Genomic DNA, 14,769 nt, shown 5'->3' with positions numbered 1-14,769 from the left:
AGCATCGACTCAGGTTGGGCGCGGTAATCTGATGGGCGATGTCCGAGACAACTCTTCCCTATCTGCCCATCTCGACGCGCAAGCTGGTGGGCTGGTCGCGCACCACGCCGATCGAGGGCCACGTGCTGTCCACGCCCGACGTGGACCAGATCGCCAAGGCCGTCGCCCTCGTGGCCGACGCCGAGGCCGACAAGCCCGCCTACCTGCGACGCGGCGTGATCGCGCGCGGGCTGGGCCGCTCGTACAACGAGTCGGCGCAGAACACCGGCGGCCTCACCATCGACATGACGCCGCTGAGCGCCATCCACGACATCGACGCGGAGAGCGCCGTCGTGGACGTGGACGCCGGCGTCGACCTCGACACCCTGATGCAGGCGGCGCTGCCGTACGGCCTCTGGGTGCCCGTGCTGCCCGGCACGCGCCAGGTGACGATCGGCGGTGCCATCGCCCACGACATCCACGGCAAGAACCACCACAGCCAGGGCTCGTTCGGCAATCACATCCTCGAGATGACGCTGCTCACGGCCGACGGCAGGGTGCTCACGCTGACCCCGAAGGGCTCGTCCGACGATCCCGACGGCGAGCTGTTCTGGGCCACCGTCGCGGGCGTCGGCATGACCGGCATCATCCTGCGCGCGAAGATCCAGATGAAGCGCACCGAGAGCGCCTACTTCATCGCCGACACCGAGCGCACCGGCTCGCTGCAGGAGACGATCGACCTGCACCTGCAGGACGGCTTCGAGGACGGCTACGAGTACGCCTCGGGCTGGTTCGACGCGATCAGCGCGCCGCCGAAGCTCGGCCGCGGCACCTTCTCCCGCGGCAACCTGGCCACGCTCGACGAGCTGCCGGAGAAGTACCGCAAGGATCCGCTGAGCTTCAACAACAAGCCGCTGATCAGCTTTCCCAACATCTTCCCCAACGGGCTGGCGAACAAGTTCGACTTCTCGCTGGTGGGCGAGGCCTACTGGCGCGCCGGACCGCCCAGCCAGGGCAAGGTGAAGAACCTCGCGGGCTTCTACCACATGCTCGACGTCTTCGGCGGCTGGAACAACGCGTACGGCCGCACCGGCGGCTTCTGCCAGTACCAGTTCATCGTGCCCACCGGCAACGAGCCCGAGTTCATCAAGCTGATCGAGGACATCCAGGCCTCCGGCAACGTGAGCTTCCTCAACGTGATCAAGCTGTTCGGCGACGGGAACCAGGCTCCGCTGAGCTTCCCGTTCAAGGGCTGGAACGTCTGCCTCGACTTCCCCGTCAAGCGGGGACTCGCCGAGTTCCTCAACGAGCTCGACGTGCGCATCATGGCCATGGGCGGCCGCCTGTACACGGCGAAGGACTCGCGCACCACCGCGGAGCGCTTCCACGCCATGTACCCGCAGATCGACGAGTGGATCGCCACCCGCCGGAAGATCGACCCCACGGGCGTCTTCATCTCCGATCTCGGCCGCCGCCTCGAACTCGCCTAAGACCTGTAAGGAAGCATTCGCATGATCAACGCCGTCGGCGTCCCCCAGTCCATCCTGCTGCTCGGCGGCACGTCCGAGATCGGCCTGTCGATCGTCGAGGAGTACCTCGCCAAGGGCACGCAGCGCGTCGTACTCGCCGCGCTGCCCAACGATCCGCTGCGCGAGCAGGCCGTCGCCCAGGTCAAGGCGGGCGGCGCCGCCTCGGTCGAGGTCATCGACTTCGACGCGACCGACTTCGACGGCCACGAGAAGACCATCGACGCCGCCTTCGCCGGTGGCGACATCGACGTCGCCATCGTGGCCTTCGCCCTCGACTTCGACGCCGAGGAGCTGTGGCAGAACCAGCGCAAGGCCGTGCTCCTCGCGCAGGTGAACTACACCGGCGCCGTGTCCGTCGGCGTGCTCCTGGGCCAGAAGATCAAGGAGCAGGGCCACGGCCAGATCATCGCGATGAGCTCCGTCGCCGGCCTGCGCCCGCGCCGCAGCAACTTCGTCTACGGCTCCTCCAAGGCCGGCTTCGACGGCTTCTACCTCAACCTCGGCCAGGCGCTCGAGCCCTTCGGCGGCTCCGTCCTCGTGGTCCGGCCGGGCATGGTGCGCACCAAGTTCTCCGCGCACGTCAAGGAGGCGCCGCTGACGATCGACAAGGACGTCATCGGCAAGCTCGCCGTCGACGCCGCGATCAAGGGCAAGTCGCTCGTCTACGCGCCCGCGCCGTGGGGCTTCGTCAGCTTCGGCCTCAAGAACATCCCCCAGCCGATCTTCAAGAAGCTCCCGATCTAGTCTGGCCCGCGTGACTGATACGCGCACCGAGCCCGGCACCGTCGCCCCGACAGCACCACCGCGGGCCCGGGACCTGGTCCTCGACCTCGCCGCCGCCGCGATCCTCGCGGCGGCGGTCGGCGTCATCGGGTGGTTCGCCATCAGCTCGGTCGACTGGCCCGCGTACAGCAGCTCCAACGTCACCCGCGCCTTCGCCACCGTCTTCCAGGTGATCGCGATCGCGGTGCTCGCCGGCTGCGCCGTACTACTGAGCCGGCCCGTTCGCGCGTGGCAGGCGCGCACCGCCCGCCTGCTCTCGTTCGCGACGGTGGCGGGATTCGTCACCGTCACCCTCGGGCTGCCGCTCGGCGGCACCAAGCTCTACCTGGGCGGGATCTCCGTCGATCAGCAGTTCCGCACCGAGTACCTGACCCGGTTCACCTCGTCGCCGCGGCTGGCGGACATGACCTACATCGACATGCCGCCGCTGTACTCCCCCGGCTGGTTCTGGCTGGGCGGCCGGTTCGCGAAGGTCTTCGGCATGGAGGGCTGGGAGGCCTTCCAGCCGTGGTCGATCATCTCGCTGGCCGTCGCGGCCGCCGTCGCCCTGGCCCTGTGGCTGGCCGTCACGACGCCCGCGCGGGCCCTCGCCGCGACGCTGGCCACCACGATCGCGATGCTGCTCTACGGCTCGGCCGAGCCGTACGGCGCCGCGGTCGCCGTCGTGCTGCCGCCGGTGCTCATCATCGCCTGGTCCGCCATCCTGCACGGCCGCCGCGGCGCCCTCGTCCTGACGGGCGTGTACCTCGGCGTCGCGGTGTGGTTCTACACCCTCTACCTCGGCGTCGCGGCGTTCACCGTGGTGCTCATGGGCCTCGTCGCCCTGGCCGCCACGTGGTTCCGCGAGCGCCGCTTCGAGTGGCGCTACCCGGCGCGGGTCGCGGTGATGGGCGTGATCGCCATCGTGATCGGCATCCCCGCCTACGGCCCCTTCCTGCTGCGCGTGGCCCGCGACGGCACCGACTCCAAGGGCTCCGCCTTCCACTACCTGCCCGAGCAGGGGTCGGTCCTGTCCCTGCCGATGCTGCACTTCTCGCTGCTCGGTGCACTCGGCCTGATCGGCATCGTCTGGATCCTGGTCAAGGCGCGCACCACCGCGTCCGCGCAGGCGCTCGGCCTGGCCGTGGCCGGCTCGTACCTGTGGGCGCTGCTGTCGATGGCGGCCTCCCCGGTCGGCACGACACTGCTCGGCTTCCGCACCGAGCCGGTGCTGCACGTCCTGCTCGCCGCCGCCGGCGCGCTGGGCGCCGTCACCATGGTGGGCGCGCTCGGCGAGGGTTACCCGCGCTACCGCGACGCGGGCGTCGTCCTCGGTGCCGTCGCGGCGATCGGTGTGGCGCAGACGATCCCGGCGCAGCTGGCCGGGGAGATCGCCGTCGCGTACTCCGACACCGACGGCCACGGCGAGCGCGGCGACCGCCGGCCCGCGGGCGCGGAATCGTCGTACAAGGACGTCGACGCCGCGATCCTGGCCGCGACGGGCAAGCCGCGCACCGACACCGTCGTGCTCACGGCGGACTACGGCTTCCTCGCCGTCTACCCGTACTGGGGCTTCCAGAACCTCACGTCGAACTACGCGAACCCCCTGGCGCACTTCACCGCCCGGTCCGCGGCGATCGAGTCCTGGTCGGAGCTCGAGACGCCCGACGAGTTGATCAAGGCCCTCGACGAGACCCCGTGGCGCGCCCCGGACGCCTTCGTCTTCCGGCGTTCGTCCGACGGGCTCTCACTGCGCCTGGCCGAGGACGTGTACCCGAACGACCCGAACGTGCGCCGGTACACCGTCGTCTTCCCCGAGAAGCTCTTCGAGGACCCGCGATTCACCGTCACCGAGACCGGTCCGTTCGTCGTGATCGTGCGGAAGTAGTCAGCCGAGCAGGTTCCGGTAGCGGGACTGCTCGACCCGGCGCCGCACGTGCCTGCCGGCCGCCGGCCCGAGGAGCGCACCGAGCGCGTCGACCGCGCGGCCGAGCTCCGCGGCGGGCCACTCGCCGGGCCGGAGCGCCGCGGGCACATCCGCCGCCGTCCCGATCAACTGCCGGGCGGCGCGAGGCCGGCCCTCCAACTCGCGGAAGGCATCGGCGTCGGACAGGGTGCTGTCGGCGGGAGTGGGCTCGAGCGCGGCGATCTCGGCGCGCATCCGGGCCGCGAGATCGTCCAGGCCGAACGCCTGCCGCGCGAGCAGGCGCGCCTCGTCGTCCGGCAGGGTCAGCTCGCCCACGACGACGAAGCCGACGGCGCGCGCCCGCGCGATCTCCGCACTGAGCCCCGGCGTCCGGTCCCACGGCCCGACCAGCACGCCCGGCCGCGGCTGCCCGAACCCCAGCCGTTCGGCTTGAGCGAGGAGGCGGTCACGGGTGCGGCGCTCCCGCTCGGGCACGTCGTACACGATGGTCCGGAACGTGCCGTCCCAGGGGGGACCGGCATCGCCGCGGATGCGCAGGAACTGATCACGCATCCGGCCGAGGCGGTACACGCTCACCCTGCCGCGCGGTTCGACGGAGAGCAGTCCGGTCTCCCGCATCCGGCTCAGCAGCGTGCGCGCCGCGGCGGCGGCGATCCCCAGATCGCCCAGGAGCTCGACCAGCAGCGGCCCCGGGACCGACTCGGCGTCAAGGCAACCGAACACGAACGGCACCTTCGCAAGATTCGGCGTGGTGAGTCGCTTCGACACGCCATCGATCTCCGGCACCGGCCCAGAGTACTTGACAAGAGCCGACCACTCGACCACGTTGTTATTCATAATGACTACGTATCGTGGGCGATTTGAATCTATACTCGATCCGTACGCAGGACGGGCGACGCCTCTCGATGCCCGGCTGTCCGACCTTCTCCCGCCCGACCTGTACCGCGTGCTCCACCTCCGCGTCGTCGAGCGGCGCACCGTCACTGAAACCGCCCACCACCTGCGCATCCACCCCGAAACGGTGCTCCTCCGCCAGCACCGGGCCCTGCAGCTCCTGCGCCGCGCCGTACGACGAAGGGATCCCCGATGAAACGCACCCTCCTCGCGACCTGCCTCCTCGTGGCCGGGCTCACGGGCTGCGGCACCGATCGCGATGCGGCCGAGGCCCCGTCGTCCACGGCACCGGCATCCGCGGTGCCCGCGGCATCGGGCCCGCCGCTCCCGCCACCCGACCCGCGCGTCGCCGGGCAGGTCGAGAAGATGAAGGCCCTGGAGTACATGGTCGGCCAGTGGCACGGTCGCGGGACCTCCTTCGACCGCACCGGGAAGCGCTCCGAGTTCGAGCAGACGGAGACCGTCGGCTACCGGCTGTCCGGCGAGTTGCTCCTGATCGAGGGGCGGGGCACCCACGCCGAGAACACCGAGAGTCTCGCGTTCCGCGCGCTCGCGACGGCGCGTTGGGACGCCGCCACCCAGCGGTACCTGTGGTGGGCGGCGAGCCGGGGGAGCGTCCTCGAGGTACCGCTCGAGGTGCGCCCGGACGGCTTCACCTGGTCGTTCTCCTCGCCGGGGTTCAGCTTCCGCAACACGGCGACCTTCGGAGCGGACACGTGGTCGGAGAAGTCGGAGCAGAGTTTCGACGGTGGCCTGACCTGGCAACCACAGGTCGAGATGACGCTGACGCGCGTCCCGTGAACCGGGTCGGCGCCCCGCCGGTCCGCCGACGTCTCGCTAGGCTGGCGAACGTCGCGCGGTTCCGCGCGGCGGCCGTGACCCCGCGCGCAAAGGTGGCGAAGTGTCCTTCACGCGATCGATCCAGGACTTCATGCAGCGCCGCAGCCTGCTACCCGAACCGCTCGACGCCGCGCTCTCCGGGAAGGGCCGCACGCTGCGCGGCCTGCGGATCGTGGTGACCGGGGCGTCGTCGGGCATCGGGCGCGAGGCGGCGCTCCAACTGGCCGAGCGCGGCGCCCACGTCATCGCCGTGGCGCGGCGCGAGAGCGAGCTCGAGGAGCTGTGCGCGCTCACCGGCGGCGAGTACCGGGTGTGCGACCTGACCGACACCGACGCGATCGACGGGCTGATCACCGGCCTGGGCGAGGTCGACGTGCTGGTCAACAACGCGGGGCACTCGATCCGCCGGACGATCGCCGACTCCACCGAGAGGTTCCACGACTACCAGCGCACGATGAACCTCAACTACTTCGCGGCCGTGCAGCTCTCGCTCGGCGTGCTGCCGGGGATGATCGAGCGCGGTCGCGGACAGATCGTGAACGTGTGCACGTGGGGCCTGCTCGCCAACACCTTCCCGAAGTTCTCGGCGTACGCCGCGTCGAAGAACGCGCTCGCGATCTTCGGGCGCAGCCTCAACGCGGAGCGGCCGCACCCGGGCGTCCGTGCGACCAACATCTACTACCCGCTGGTGCGCACCGAGATGATCGCGCCCACCGCGGAGTACTCGGGCGCCTCCGCGCTCGAGCCGGACGAGGCCGGCCGGTGGATCGTCCGCGCGATCACGCACCAGCCGGTCGAGGTCTCCCCCGCCGCCCTGCGCGCCCTGCTGCCGGTGGTGGACCTGCTCTCCCCGTCGGCGTCGGACCGGACCATCTCGTCGCTGACCTGAGCCGCGACCAAGCCGTTACCCGGCCGAACTTTGATGTGCCTCACCTAAGACATCCGCTACGCTTCGGCGCGTGATGAATCGATCCTTCGCCCGCCGGCTCGCGCCCGCGGTCGTGCTGCTCGCCGCACTCGTCGGCGTCAGCTCCTGCTCGAACTCGACCGACGACGCCAAGAACGCGGGCAACACCGAGGTCGCCACCGGCGGCGAGCGCTTCGGCACCGCGGACGCGGAGACCGCCAAGCTCGGCACCGACGCGGCGCCCGGCGTCTTCCCGCGCACCGTCAAGCACGCCCGCGGCGCCACGGAGATCCCCAAGAAGCCCGAGCGCATCGTCGTGCTCGACAGCGGCGAGCTGGACTCCGTGATCACGCTGGGCATCAAGCCCGTCGGCATGGTGGTCACCGACGGCGCCAGCCCGATCCCGACCTACCTCGCGGACAAGGTGCAGGGCGTCGAGACCATCGGCAAGAACACCACCCTCAACCTCGAGGCCATCGCCAAGCTCAAGCCCGACCTGATCCTGGGCAGCCAGCTGCGCGTGGACAAGCAGTACGACCAGCTCTCGGCCATCGCGCCGACGGTCTTCTCCATCCGCCCGGGCTTCCCGTGGAAGGAGAACTTCCGGCTGATCGGCGCGGCCGTCGGCGAGGAGCAGAAGGCGAAGGACGCGCTGAACGCGTACGCGGACAACGCCAAGGCGCTCAGCGCGAAGTTCACCGGCGCCAAGCCGACCATCTCGCTGGTCCGCTTCATGCCGGGCAAACTGCGCCTGTACGGCAACAAGTCGCTGATCGGCGTCATCCTGCAGGACGCGGGCCTGCCGCGCGCCGGCAACCAGGGCGTCGACGAGTTGGCCACCGAGATCTCGCTGGAGAACATCTCCCAGGCCGACGGCGACTACATCTTCTACTCCAGCTACGGCAAGCCCGAGAACACGGGTGAGACCGCGGCGCTGGCGAATCCGGGCTGGCAGCAGTTGAGCGGGGTGCAGAAGGGCAAGGCGTTCCGCGTGGACGACGACGTCTGGTACCTCGGCCTCGGCCCGACCGGCGCCAATCTGATCGTCCAGCAGCTGGGCGAGTACCTGGCGAAGTAGCGCCGCACCCGCACTCACGCCTGCCCCGGCGACGCCCCGCCTGCATCCGCGCAGGTCGTTCAACCACGCGTCGCCGGGGTCGGCGTTGTGCGTACGCACCCGTCGCTGACCGGTTACCAATGTTACGCGTGTTGTTCATGTGTCTCATGAGGTTTATCTCTAGGGTCACTTCCCATGACCACACGCCGGGGATTCCTGCGCGCGGGCGCCGTCGCCGCGCTCGCCACCGCCACTGCGGCCGCCACCGCCCGCATCGCCCACGCCCTCCCGGGGGCGAGCATCGCCGCCCGCATCACGGGCACCACGATGGAGCGGGTCAGCGTGCCCGGACAGGCGCGCACGGGCGGCTACCGCCCCCTGGTCGACGGTGCCGGCTGGCCGGTGTACGTGCGCCAGGAACTCGCGACCGCGGGCGGCACCCGCGAGGCGATGCGCACGCCCCTCGCCTCGTTCGTCCAGCTCACCGACATGCACATCGTCGATGCGCAGAGCCCCGCGCGGTTCGAGTTCGTCCACCCGTTCCAGGCGCCGGCCTTCCGCCCGCAGGAGACACTGACCACGCAGGGTGCCGTGTCCCTCGTCGAGCGGATCAACGCGATCGCGAGCGGCCCGTTCACCGGCCGTGCCTTCGACTGCGTGATCACCACGGGCGACAACACCGACAACCGCGAGACCGCCGAGCTGGGCTGGTTCCAGACGGTGCTCTCCGGCGGCACCGTCGTACCCAACACGGGCGCACCCGATCGCTTCGAGGGCCTGCAGGCGCACGGCGCGGCACTGTACTGGCAGCCGGAGTCGCCGTACTGGGACATGTACAAGGACAAGGGGTTCCAGCAGATTCCCGGCTTCCTGCGCGCGGCCATCGGGGCGCACACCAGCCCCGGGCTGCGGATGCCCTGGTACGCCGTGGTCGGCAACCACGACGACAGCCTGCTCGGCACCCTTCCCAACGGCATCGCCGACTGGCTCTACCTCTCACCGGTCAAGTTCGACATCCCCCACACCGACCCCGCGGCACTCGCCATCGCCCGCGCGCTCACCACGGACCCGTCGCAGCTCGGGCCGATGCTGACTCAGCTCAAGCTCTCCGGGCCGGTCATCCCGGTCACCGTCGATCCGAAGCGCGCCCCGTTCAGCCCGCGCGAGTTCGTGCGCCGGCACTTCGATCCGGCCGTCACCGGCCCCGGCCCCGTCGGTCACGGCTTCTCCAGCCCGGACGGCCCCACCTGGTACTCCTTCCAGCTCGCGCCGGGCGTGGTCGGCATCGCCCTCGACACCACCAACAACCTGGGCATCGCCGAGGGCACCATCGGCGAGAAGCAGCTCGCCTGGCTGATCGCGCAGTTGAAGGCCCACGCGGACCAGCTGGTGATCGTGTTCAGCCACCACACGTCGAAGTCGATGACCGCCAAGCTGCCCGACCCCGAGGAGCCCGGCGAGAAGCAGTACGACGGCGGCGTGGTGGTCACGACGCTCACCGAGCACCCGAACGTGATCGCCTGGGTCAACGGGCACACCCACAAGAACGAGATGATCGCGCACGCGGGCCCGACGCCGAAGCAGAGCTTCTGGGAGATCAACACCGCGAGCCACGTCGACTTCCCGCAGTTGGCACGCATCATCGAGGTGGCCGACAACCGGGACGGCACGATCAGCCTGTTCACGCCGCTCATCGAGGCGGCGAGTCCCGCGACGGCCAACCCGTCGGACCTCAGCGCGCGGGGGCTGGCGAGCCTCTACCGCGAACTCGCCTACAACGACATCCACCGCGACGACACGCTTCTCGGCGCCGAGGCCGACCGGAACTGCGAGCTGTTGCTCCCCCACCCGCTGCGCTGATCGGCCGCCGGCCGGCGCGACGGGCTAGATGCCGCGGGCGGCGAGGGCCTCGCCGAGCAGGTCGGCGTCGCGGATCAGACGGATGAGCACCGTCGGGAGCACGCGGATCAGCGAGGCGCGCTGCCCGCGCGCCCAGGCCGCCTCGCGGGTCTGCCGGACGACGGCGATCACCGTGGGGATGGAGCGGATCGTCAGCGCCACCAGCAATTCCACTCGCCAGCCGAGCACTCGCCCGGCCAGCACGGCGAGATCGGTTGCGCGGGTGGTGAAGACGAGCAGGTTGCCGGCGAGCACACCGACCACCAACTGGCCGACGGGCCCGACGGCGGCGCGCGCACCGTCGGAGATCCCTTGGCTCAGTAGGTAGAACGCCGTGAGCACCGCGGCGAAGACCAGCGCCGGACGCAACGCCCGCCACAGGTACACGGGGCCGAGCCGCGCCACCGGGAACAGCGCCGCGACCGCCAGCGCCGCGACGGCCAGCGGCACCGGGCGCGGGAAGATCGCGAGGAAGGTGACCAGCGCCAGCATCGCCACCAGCTTCACCGCGGCCGGCAGCCGGTGCAGCGGAGAATCGCGGGGGACGTAGCGGCCCAGCATCAGCGGGCCGCCAACGCGCGGTAGAAGGCGATCGATTCGGCCGGCGGACCGTCGTGCACGAGGGCGCCGTCGTCCATGACCAGCACCCGGTCGAAGTCGTCGAGCAGCTCGAGATGGTGGGTGAGCAGGACGACCTGCTGCTCGAGCGCGGCGAGCCGGTCGCGGACCTTGAGCACGTTGCGCAGGTCGAGCAGGGTGGTGGGCTCGTCGCAGACGAGGATCTCCGGCTCGGTGACCAGCACGGACGCGAAGGCGAGCATCTGCTTCTGTCCCGAGCTGAGCAGCTGCGCGGGCGCGTCGGCGTGATCGGCCAGGCCGAACTCGGCGAGCACCTGCGCCACGCGCTCGGTGTCGACGGGTCGCCGTCGCCCCCGGCCCGGCGGCCGGAGCGAGAGCGCGACGTCCTCGGCGGGCGTGGGCATGACGATCTGGGCCGAGGCGTCGGCGAACATGAAGCCGACCTTGCGGCGCACCTCGGAGCGCTTGCGCCGCACGTCCAGCCCCAGGGTCTCGACGGTGCCGCTGTCCGGGATCACCAGCCCGTTGAACGTGCGGGCGAGGGTCGACTTGCCCGAGCCGTTGGCGCCGATGATCCCGATCCGGCGCTCCGTCAGCTCCGCGGTGATGCCCCGCAGGACCGGCCGCTCGTCGTAGGCGTGGCGGACGTCCTCGAGGCGGATCATGCTCTCTTCTCGGACACGGCCTTCTCGGCGGCGGCGCTCCCCCGTCGGGCGATGGGCGGGTAGGCGCGCGCCACCATCACCACGACCAGCGAGGTGATGACCACCTTGATCAGGTCGCCGGGCACGAACTGCAGCCCGAGCGTGAGCTTGGCGAACAGGCCCGATCCGGTGCGCCAGCCCAGCCACGGCAGGCCGATCGCGTAGACGATCACCATGAGCCCGATGATGTTGGCGAGGCCGACCGTGACGGGGTTGGTGCGGCCCCACTTGTCGACGAGCCAGCCCGTGACCAGCGCGCCGATGATGCCGCCGATGAGGAAGCCGCCCGTCGGGCCGGTGATCACCGCGAGGCCGCCGCGGCCGCCCGCGCCGATCGGCAGTCCCACCGCGATGAGCAGCACGTACAGCGCCACCGAGGCGCCGCCCCACGGGTACCCCAGCAGCGAGGCGGCCAGCATGAACCCCAGGGTCTGCAGGGTGATGGGGGCGATGCCGCTGATGGTCACAGTGGGGGCCGCCAGCACCGCGGTGAGGGCGGTGAAGACGGCGATGAGGGCGAGATCGCGCGGGGTGGCGCGGTACGTGGCGGCGTTGAACACGGTTCAAGAATCGTCGGGGCGCTGGGCTAGAGTCAAGTCCGTGGCCATCAACCGCTCCGACGTGCTGACCTCCGCGATCGCCGTCCTCGACCGGTCGGGCCTGCCGGACCTGACGATGCGGCGCGTGGCGGCCGATCTGGGCGTCGCGCCGGGGGCGCTGTACTGGCACATCCCGAACAAGCAGTCGCTGCTCGCGGCGATCGCCGACACCATCCTCGCCGATCCCGCGCTGGCCGCCGCCGCGTCGAAGTCGCGGATGCGCTGGGACCGGCAGCTCTCGGGGTACGCCCACGCGCTGCGGGCGGTCCTGCGCAAGCACCGCGACGGCGCGGAGGTGGTCTCGGCGTCCCTCGCCTCGCAGCTCGGCACCAGCAACCTGCACGCGCAGATCGCCGAGATCGCCGCCTCGGCGGGTGCGGCGCCGGCGGACGCGCGCGCCGTCGCGCTGACGCTGACGCACTTCGTCGTGGGCTTCACCTTCGAGGAGCAGACCCGCGAGGCCATGGCCCGGGCCGGCGCCGTGGCGGGCGAGATCGATCAGATCGCCACCGACCGGGCCTTCGCCGGCGGGGTGGACCTCGTCGTGGACGCGCTGCGCGCCCGCACGGCCGCCTCCGCCTAGGACAGGTCGACGGCGCGATCCACCGCGTAGCGGTACCCGGCCGGCCCGAAGCCCGCGATCACGCCGGCGGCGATCGGGGAGACGTACGAGTGGTGCCGGAAGGGCTCGCGGGCGTGCACGTTGGAGATGTGCACTTCGATGATCGGCACCTCCGGGATCACCAGCGCATCGGCGAGCGCGACGGAGGTGTGCGTCCACGCTGCCGGATTGATGACGATCGCGGAGAAATTCCGTTCCCGCGCAACTGCGTGGATCCAGCCGAGGAGCTCCGATTCATCGTTAGTCTGACGAACTTCTACTTCGGCTGATCGTTCACTCGCCGCTTTCCGACAGATCTCGACGATGTCGGCGTACGAATTATCGCCGTAGACCTGGGGCTGGCGGACTCCCAGCATGTTCAGGTTCGGTCCGTTGAGCACCAGAATGCGGGGTCCCATGGCCCCAGAATAGCGGCCTCCCCGACAGCGGAAATGGGATAGTTGTCCCACGCCGTGCGCATCTGACTCGCGGATCATGTAATCTCCCAGTATTCGCAATCTGGAAGGGAGGGCCTCATGACTACGTTCGCGGCCAAGTTGAATCGACTTTTCGAGGTCGTGCATCCAGCAGACCGAGGTCCCTACACCTCGTCGGAGTTCTGCAGGATGGTCGAAGAGGGCGGCGGCAAGCTGTCCGTCCCCTATCTGTCGCAGCTGCGCTCCGGCCGGAGCTCGCGTCCTGCGTACGACATGGTGGCGTCCATCGCGCAGACCTTCGGTGTGCGCGCCGAGTACTTCTCGGACCCGCTGTACGAGCGTGAGGTCCTGGCGGACCTCGAGCTGACTCGCGAGCTGCGCGAGTCCGGCATGCTCGAGATGGCACGCCGTTCGACCAAGCTGTCGGCGGACCGTCGGGCAGCCCTCGCGGGCCTGCTCGCCGAGTTCGAGGCGGAGGACGGCAAGGAGGGCACGGCCTAACGGTCGTCGCCTTCCCGGGCCGTACGGCCCGCCGAGTCGGTCACCGACTCACCCGGGGCTCAGCGCACCCGCTCCAACAGGGGCGACGGGGTGTGCTGGGCCCTTTTCGTGATCGCGGCCGTCCACCGCGAGGTGCGCCAGTCCGGCGGCGGCGCCAGATCGACGGCGTGCACCGAGCCGTACGGCGCGACCCGGTCCAGCCACCGCGCCACCGCCGCGGCCCGATCGACCGGGGACGCGTCCCCCAGCTTGCCCGGGCCGGGGCTGGCGAGCAGCGCCCAGCCGTCGAGGACGACGACCGCGCGGGACTCCGCCGTCTCCATCCACCCGCCACCCGGGCGCGCGACGGCCTCCAGGTCGGGGAAGAGCTCCCGCACCTGCTCGTACGCCGGCCGGAACGAGATCCACTCCAGGACCGTGATGAGGACCGTGGTGAACCACGAGGCCATGAGCACCAGCGTCCAGCCGGCGAAACCGGCGTTGAGCATGAGCCGGTTCAGGCGCAGCACCCACTCCCCGACCTGCACCTGCTGGATCAGCACCCCGCCCGCGATGACGTTCGCCACCGCCACGGTCGCGAGCAGCACGCCGCCGACGGCGAGGATCCGCAGCTGCATCCGGTGCACGCGGGTGCGCTTGGAGACCCGCCAGGAGGACAGGGCGACGACCAGCGCGGTGGCGCCCAGGCACGCGTAGACCAGGGCCGTCTCCAATGCCAGCCCGAACTGGCCGCCGAAGCCGAGGCCCGTGACGTCGCTCCCGTGCGCGGACGCCGCAGCGGCGGCGATCGACACGCCCACGACGGCGAGCGGCACTCCCCACACCGTCATCCGGGCACGCGTCAGCCGCCCGTCGAGCGCGAACGCGAAGACCAGGGCCCCGAAACAGGCGACGAGCAGCAGGACGCGCTCGATCGTGACGACCTCGTGCTCGACCAACTCGAACACGTCCCCCAGGGCCGCGATGACGACCGGGGTGTCCAGCGTGACCATCACCGTGAGCGCGACGGCCGTGAGCAGAGCGCCCGCAGCCGGCGCCGTGCGGTTGGCACGCCACCTACTGAACCGTTCCAGCGCCCCCAGCAGCAGGATGGGCGCGACGAGCGAGGCGATCATCCGAGCAGTTCGTCGACCACCGAGTCGACCCGGGTGATCGTGTGGCCCGCCCGGACGCGGCGCACCAGTAGCGTGGCGAAGGACTCGGCCTCCGCCTCGCACCGCGCGGCCCTGCCGCTGTCGGGATCGGACGAACACCCCTGTTCGTGGCCGAGCACCAGGTGCCCGAGCTCGTGCGCGAGCGTCTGCTCGAAGGTGGCAACGCCGGTGGAGACCACGAGCAGGTCGCGCTCGTCCGAGCGCAGCCACATCCCGTGCACGCCGACGGCCAGCGTCATACGCTGTACGTCGATCCGTCTGCCCAGGTGAACGGCGTACGCCTCGACCACCTCGGCGACCGTGCTCGGGCCCGAGCCGACCTTCGGGGTGACCGCGCGCACGACGGAGCGCACTGCGCGCGTCGGTCGATCGGATCCCCTCATGCCGGAAACGATACGTC

The 14,769-nt window shown here is 70.6% G+C and carries 16 protein-coding genes; 9 read left to right on the top strand and 7 right to left on the bottom strand.

Going from position 1 to position 14,769, the window contains the following annotated elements:
• Positions 1–38: 38 nt before the first annotated feature.
• Genes dprE1 through BLQ62_RS02055 form a run of 3 tightly spaced genes read left to right on the top strand, consistent with a single transcriptional unit; the run spans position 39 to position 4,158 of the window.
• Positions 39–1,469 carry a decaprenylphosphoryl-beta-D-ribose oxidase gene (gene dprE1, locus BLQ62_RS02065; protein ID WP_068565050.1) on the top strand — a complete coding sequence of 477 codons (1,431 nt, stop codon included), beginning with the start codon at positions 39–41 and terminating at the stop codon, positions 1,467–1,469.
• Between the two features lie 21 nt (positions 1,470–1,490).
• Positions 1,491–2,252: a decaprenylphospho-beta-D-erythro-pentofuranosid-2-ulose 2-reductase gene (gene dprE2, locus BLQ62_RS02060; RefSeq protein WP_068537172.1), complete on the top strand. Its 762-nt coding sequence runs from the start codon at positions 1,491–1,493 to the stop codon at positions 2,250–2,252.
• A 10-nt stretch (positions 2,253–2,262) separates the two neighbouring features.
• Entirely contained in the window at positions 2,263–4,158 is a 1,896-nt protein-coding gene (locus tag BLQ62_RS02055) for an arabinofuranosyltransferase (protein WP_082756348.1), read from the top strand.
• On the opposite strand, the gene BLQ62_RS02050 is transcribed toward BLQ62_RS02055, so the two are convergent.
• Complete coding sequence (locus BLQ62_RS02050; protein ID WP_068537174.1) at positions 4,159–4,983, bottom strand: hypothetical protein; 825 nt, start codon at positions 4,981–4,983, stop codon at positions 4,159–4,161. It abuts the gene before it with no gap.
• 300 nt (positions 4,984–5,283) lie between these two features.
• Here BLQ62_RS02050 and BLQ62_RS02045 point away from each other — a divergent pair, with 300 nt between their 5' ends.
• From BLQ62_RS02045 to BLQ62_RS02030, 4 genes are all read left to right on the top strand, one after another.
• Positions 5,284–5,892, top strand: coding sequence for a hypothetical protein (locus BLQ62_RS02045; RefSeq protein ID WP_068537178.1), 609 nt, complete (start codon positions 5,284–5,286; stop codon positions 5,890–5,892).
• 130 nt (positions 5,893–6,022) lie between these two features.
• A complete protein-coding gene (locus BLQ62_RS02040) occupies positions 6,023–6,820 on the top strand; it encodes an SDR family NAD(P)-dependent oxidoreductase (RefSeq protein WP_414929909.1) in 798 nt (265 codons plus the stop codon).
• 73 nt (positions 6,821–6,893) lie between these two features.
• On the top strand, positions 6,894–7,916 hold the full coding sequence (locus BLQ62_RS02035) for an ABC transporter substrate-binding protein (protein ID WP_068565116.1): 1,023 nt from the start codon (positions 6,894–6,896) through the stop codon (positions 7,914–7,916).
• A 174-nt stretch (positions 7,917–8,090) separates the two neighbouring features.
• Complete coding sequence (locus tag BLQ62_RS02030; protein WP_068565054.1) at positions 8,091–9,755, top strand: TIGR03767 family metallophosphoesterase; 1,665 nt, start codon at positions 8,091–8,093, stop codon at positions 9,753–9,755.
• Positions 9,756–9,779: 24 nt separating this feature from the next.
• On the opposite strand, the gene BLQ62_RS02025 is transcribed toward BLQ62_RS02030, so the two are convergent.
• The 3 genes from BLQ62_RS02025 to BLQ62_RS02015 are packed head-to-tail and all read right to left on the bottom strand — an operon-like array spanning position 9,780 to position 11,637.
• A complete protein-coding gene (locus BLQ62_RS02025; protein WP_068565057.1) occupies positions 9,780–10,355 on the bottom strand; it encodes an energy-coupling factor transporter transmembrane component T family protein in 576 nt (191 codons plus the stop codon).
• Positions 10,355–11,038 (bottom strand): energy-coupling factor ABC transporter ATP-binding protein, encoded by a 684-nt coding sequence (locus BLQ62_RS02020; RefSeq protein WP_068565059.1) that lies wholly within the window; start codon positions 11,036–11,038, stop codon positions 10,355–10,357. The genes BLQ62_RS02025 and BLQ62_RS02020 overlap by 1 nt, the downstream gene beginning before the upstream one ends.
• Entirely contained in the window at positions 11,035–11,637 is a 603-nt protein-coding gene (locus tag BLQ62_RS02015) for a biotin transporter BioY (protein WP_068565061.1), read from the bottom strand. The genes BLQ62_RS02020 and BLQ62_RS02015 overlap by 4 nt, the downstream gene beginning before the upstream one ends.
• 40 nt (positions 11,638–11,677) lie before the next feature.
• On the opposite strand from BLQ62_RS02015, the gene BLQ62_RS02010 reads away from it, so the two are divergent.
• Complete coding sequence (locus BLQ62_RS02010) at positions 11,678–12,259, top strand: TetR family transcriptional regulator (RefSeq protein ID WP_068537190.1); 582 nt, start codon at positions 11,678–11,680, stop codon at positions 12,257–12,259.
• On the opposite strand, the gene aroQ is transcribed toward BLQ62_RS02010, so the two are convergent.
• The gene (gene aroQ, locus BLQ62_RS02005; protein ID WP_068537192.1) at positions 12,256–12,696 is read right to left on the bottom strand and encodes a type II 3-dehydroquinate dehydratase; all 441 of its coding nucleotides are present in this window, start codon (positions 12,694–12,696) and stop codon (positions 12,256–12,258) included. The two genes, BLQ62_RS02010 and aroQ, sit on opposite strands and share 4 nt — an antisense overlap.
• Before the next feature lie 207 nt (positions 12,697–12,903).
• Between aroQ and BLQ62_RS02000 the strand changes: the two genes are divergently transcribed.
• Positions 12,904–13,215, top strand: coding sequence for a hypothetical protein (locus BLQ62_RS02000; RefSeq protein ID WP_068565063.1), 312 nt, complete (start codon positions 12,904–12,906; stop codon positions 13,213–13,215).
• Between the two features lie 59 nt (positions 13,216–13,274).
• On the opposite strand, the gene BLQ62_RS01995 is transcribed toward BLQ62_RS02000, so the two are convergent.
• Both BLQ62_RS01995 and BLQ62_RS01990 read right to left on the bottom strand, forming a co-directional pair.
• Positions 13,275–14,330 carry a hypothetical protein gene (locus BLQ62_RS01995; protein WP_068537196.1) on the bottom strand — a complete coding sequence of 352 codons (1,056 nt, stop codon included), beginning with the start codon at positions 14,328–14,330 and terminating at the stop codon, positions 13,275–13,277.
• On the bottom strand, positions 14,327–14,752 hold the full coding sequence (locus BLQ62_RS01990) for an ImmA/IrrE family metallo-endopeptidase (RefSeq protein ID WP_114653093.1): 426 nt from the start codon (positions 14,750–14,752) through the stop codon (positions 14,327–14,329). The genes BLQ62_RS01995 and BLQ62_RS01990 overlap by 4 nt, the downstream gene beginning before the upstream one ends.
• Positions 14,753–14,769: the final 17 nt, after the last annotated feature.

The organism is Tsukamurella pulmonis, from assembly GCF_900103175.1.
Taxonomy (GTDB): domain Bacteria; phylum Actinomycetota; class Actinomycetes; order Mycobacteriales; family Mycobacteriaceae; genus Tsukamurella; species Tsukamurella pulmonis.
The sequence above is the reverse complement of the archived record's forward strand: the minus strand, read 5'-3'. Positions and strand labels throughout refer to the sequence as shown.

Coding starts and splice junctions, on each gene's coding strand:
- BLQ62_RS02025 (WP_068565057.1), bottom strand. CDS start 10,355: ATGCTGGGCCGCTACGTCCCCCGCGATTCTCCGCTGCACCGGCTGCCG.
- dprE2 (WP_068537172.1), top strand. CDS start 1,491: ATGATCAACGCCGTCGGCGTCCCCCAGTCCATCCTGCTGCTCGGCGGC.
- BLQ62_RS01990 (WP_114653093.1), bottom strand. CDS start 14,752: ATGAGGGGATCCGATCGACCGACGCGCGCAGTGCGCTCCGTCGTGCGC.
- BLQ62_RS02000 (WP_068565063.1), top strand. CDS start 12,904: ATGGTCGAAGAGGGCGGCGGCAAGCTGTCCGTCCCCTATCTGTCGCAG.
- BLQ62_RS02035 (WP_068565116.1), top strand. CDS start 6,894: ATGAATCGATCCTTCGCCCGCCGGCTCGCGCCCGCGGTCGTGCTGCTC.
- BLQ62_RS02020 (WP_068565059.1), bottom strand. CDS start 11,038: ATGATCCGCCTCGAGGACGTCCGCCACGCCTACGACGAGCGGCCGGTC.
- aroQ (WP_068537192.1), bottom strand. CDS start 12,696: ATGGGACCCCGCATTCTGGTGCTCAACGGACCGAACCTGAACATGCTG.
- BLQ62_RS02040 (WP_414929909.1), top strand. CDS start 6,023: ATGCAGCGCCGCAGCCTGCTACCCGAACCGCTCGACGCCGCGCTCTCC.
- dprE1 (WP_068565050.1), top strand. CDS start 39: ATGTCCGAGACAACTCTTCCCTATCTGCCCATCTCGACGCGCAAGCTG.
- BLQ62_RS02030 (WP_068565054.1), top strand. CDS start 8,091: ATGACCACACGCCGGGGATTCCTGCGCGCGGGCGCCGTCGCCGCGCTC.
- BLQ62_RS02045 (WP_068537178.1), top strand. CDS start 5,284: ATGAAACGCACCCTCCTCGCGACCTGCCTCCTCGTGGCCGGGCTCACG.
- BLQ62_RS01995 (WP_068537196.1), bottom strand. CDS start 14,330: ATGATCGCCTCGCTCGTCGCGCCCATCCTGCTGCTGGGGGCGCTGGAA.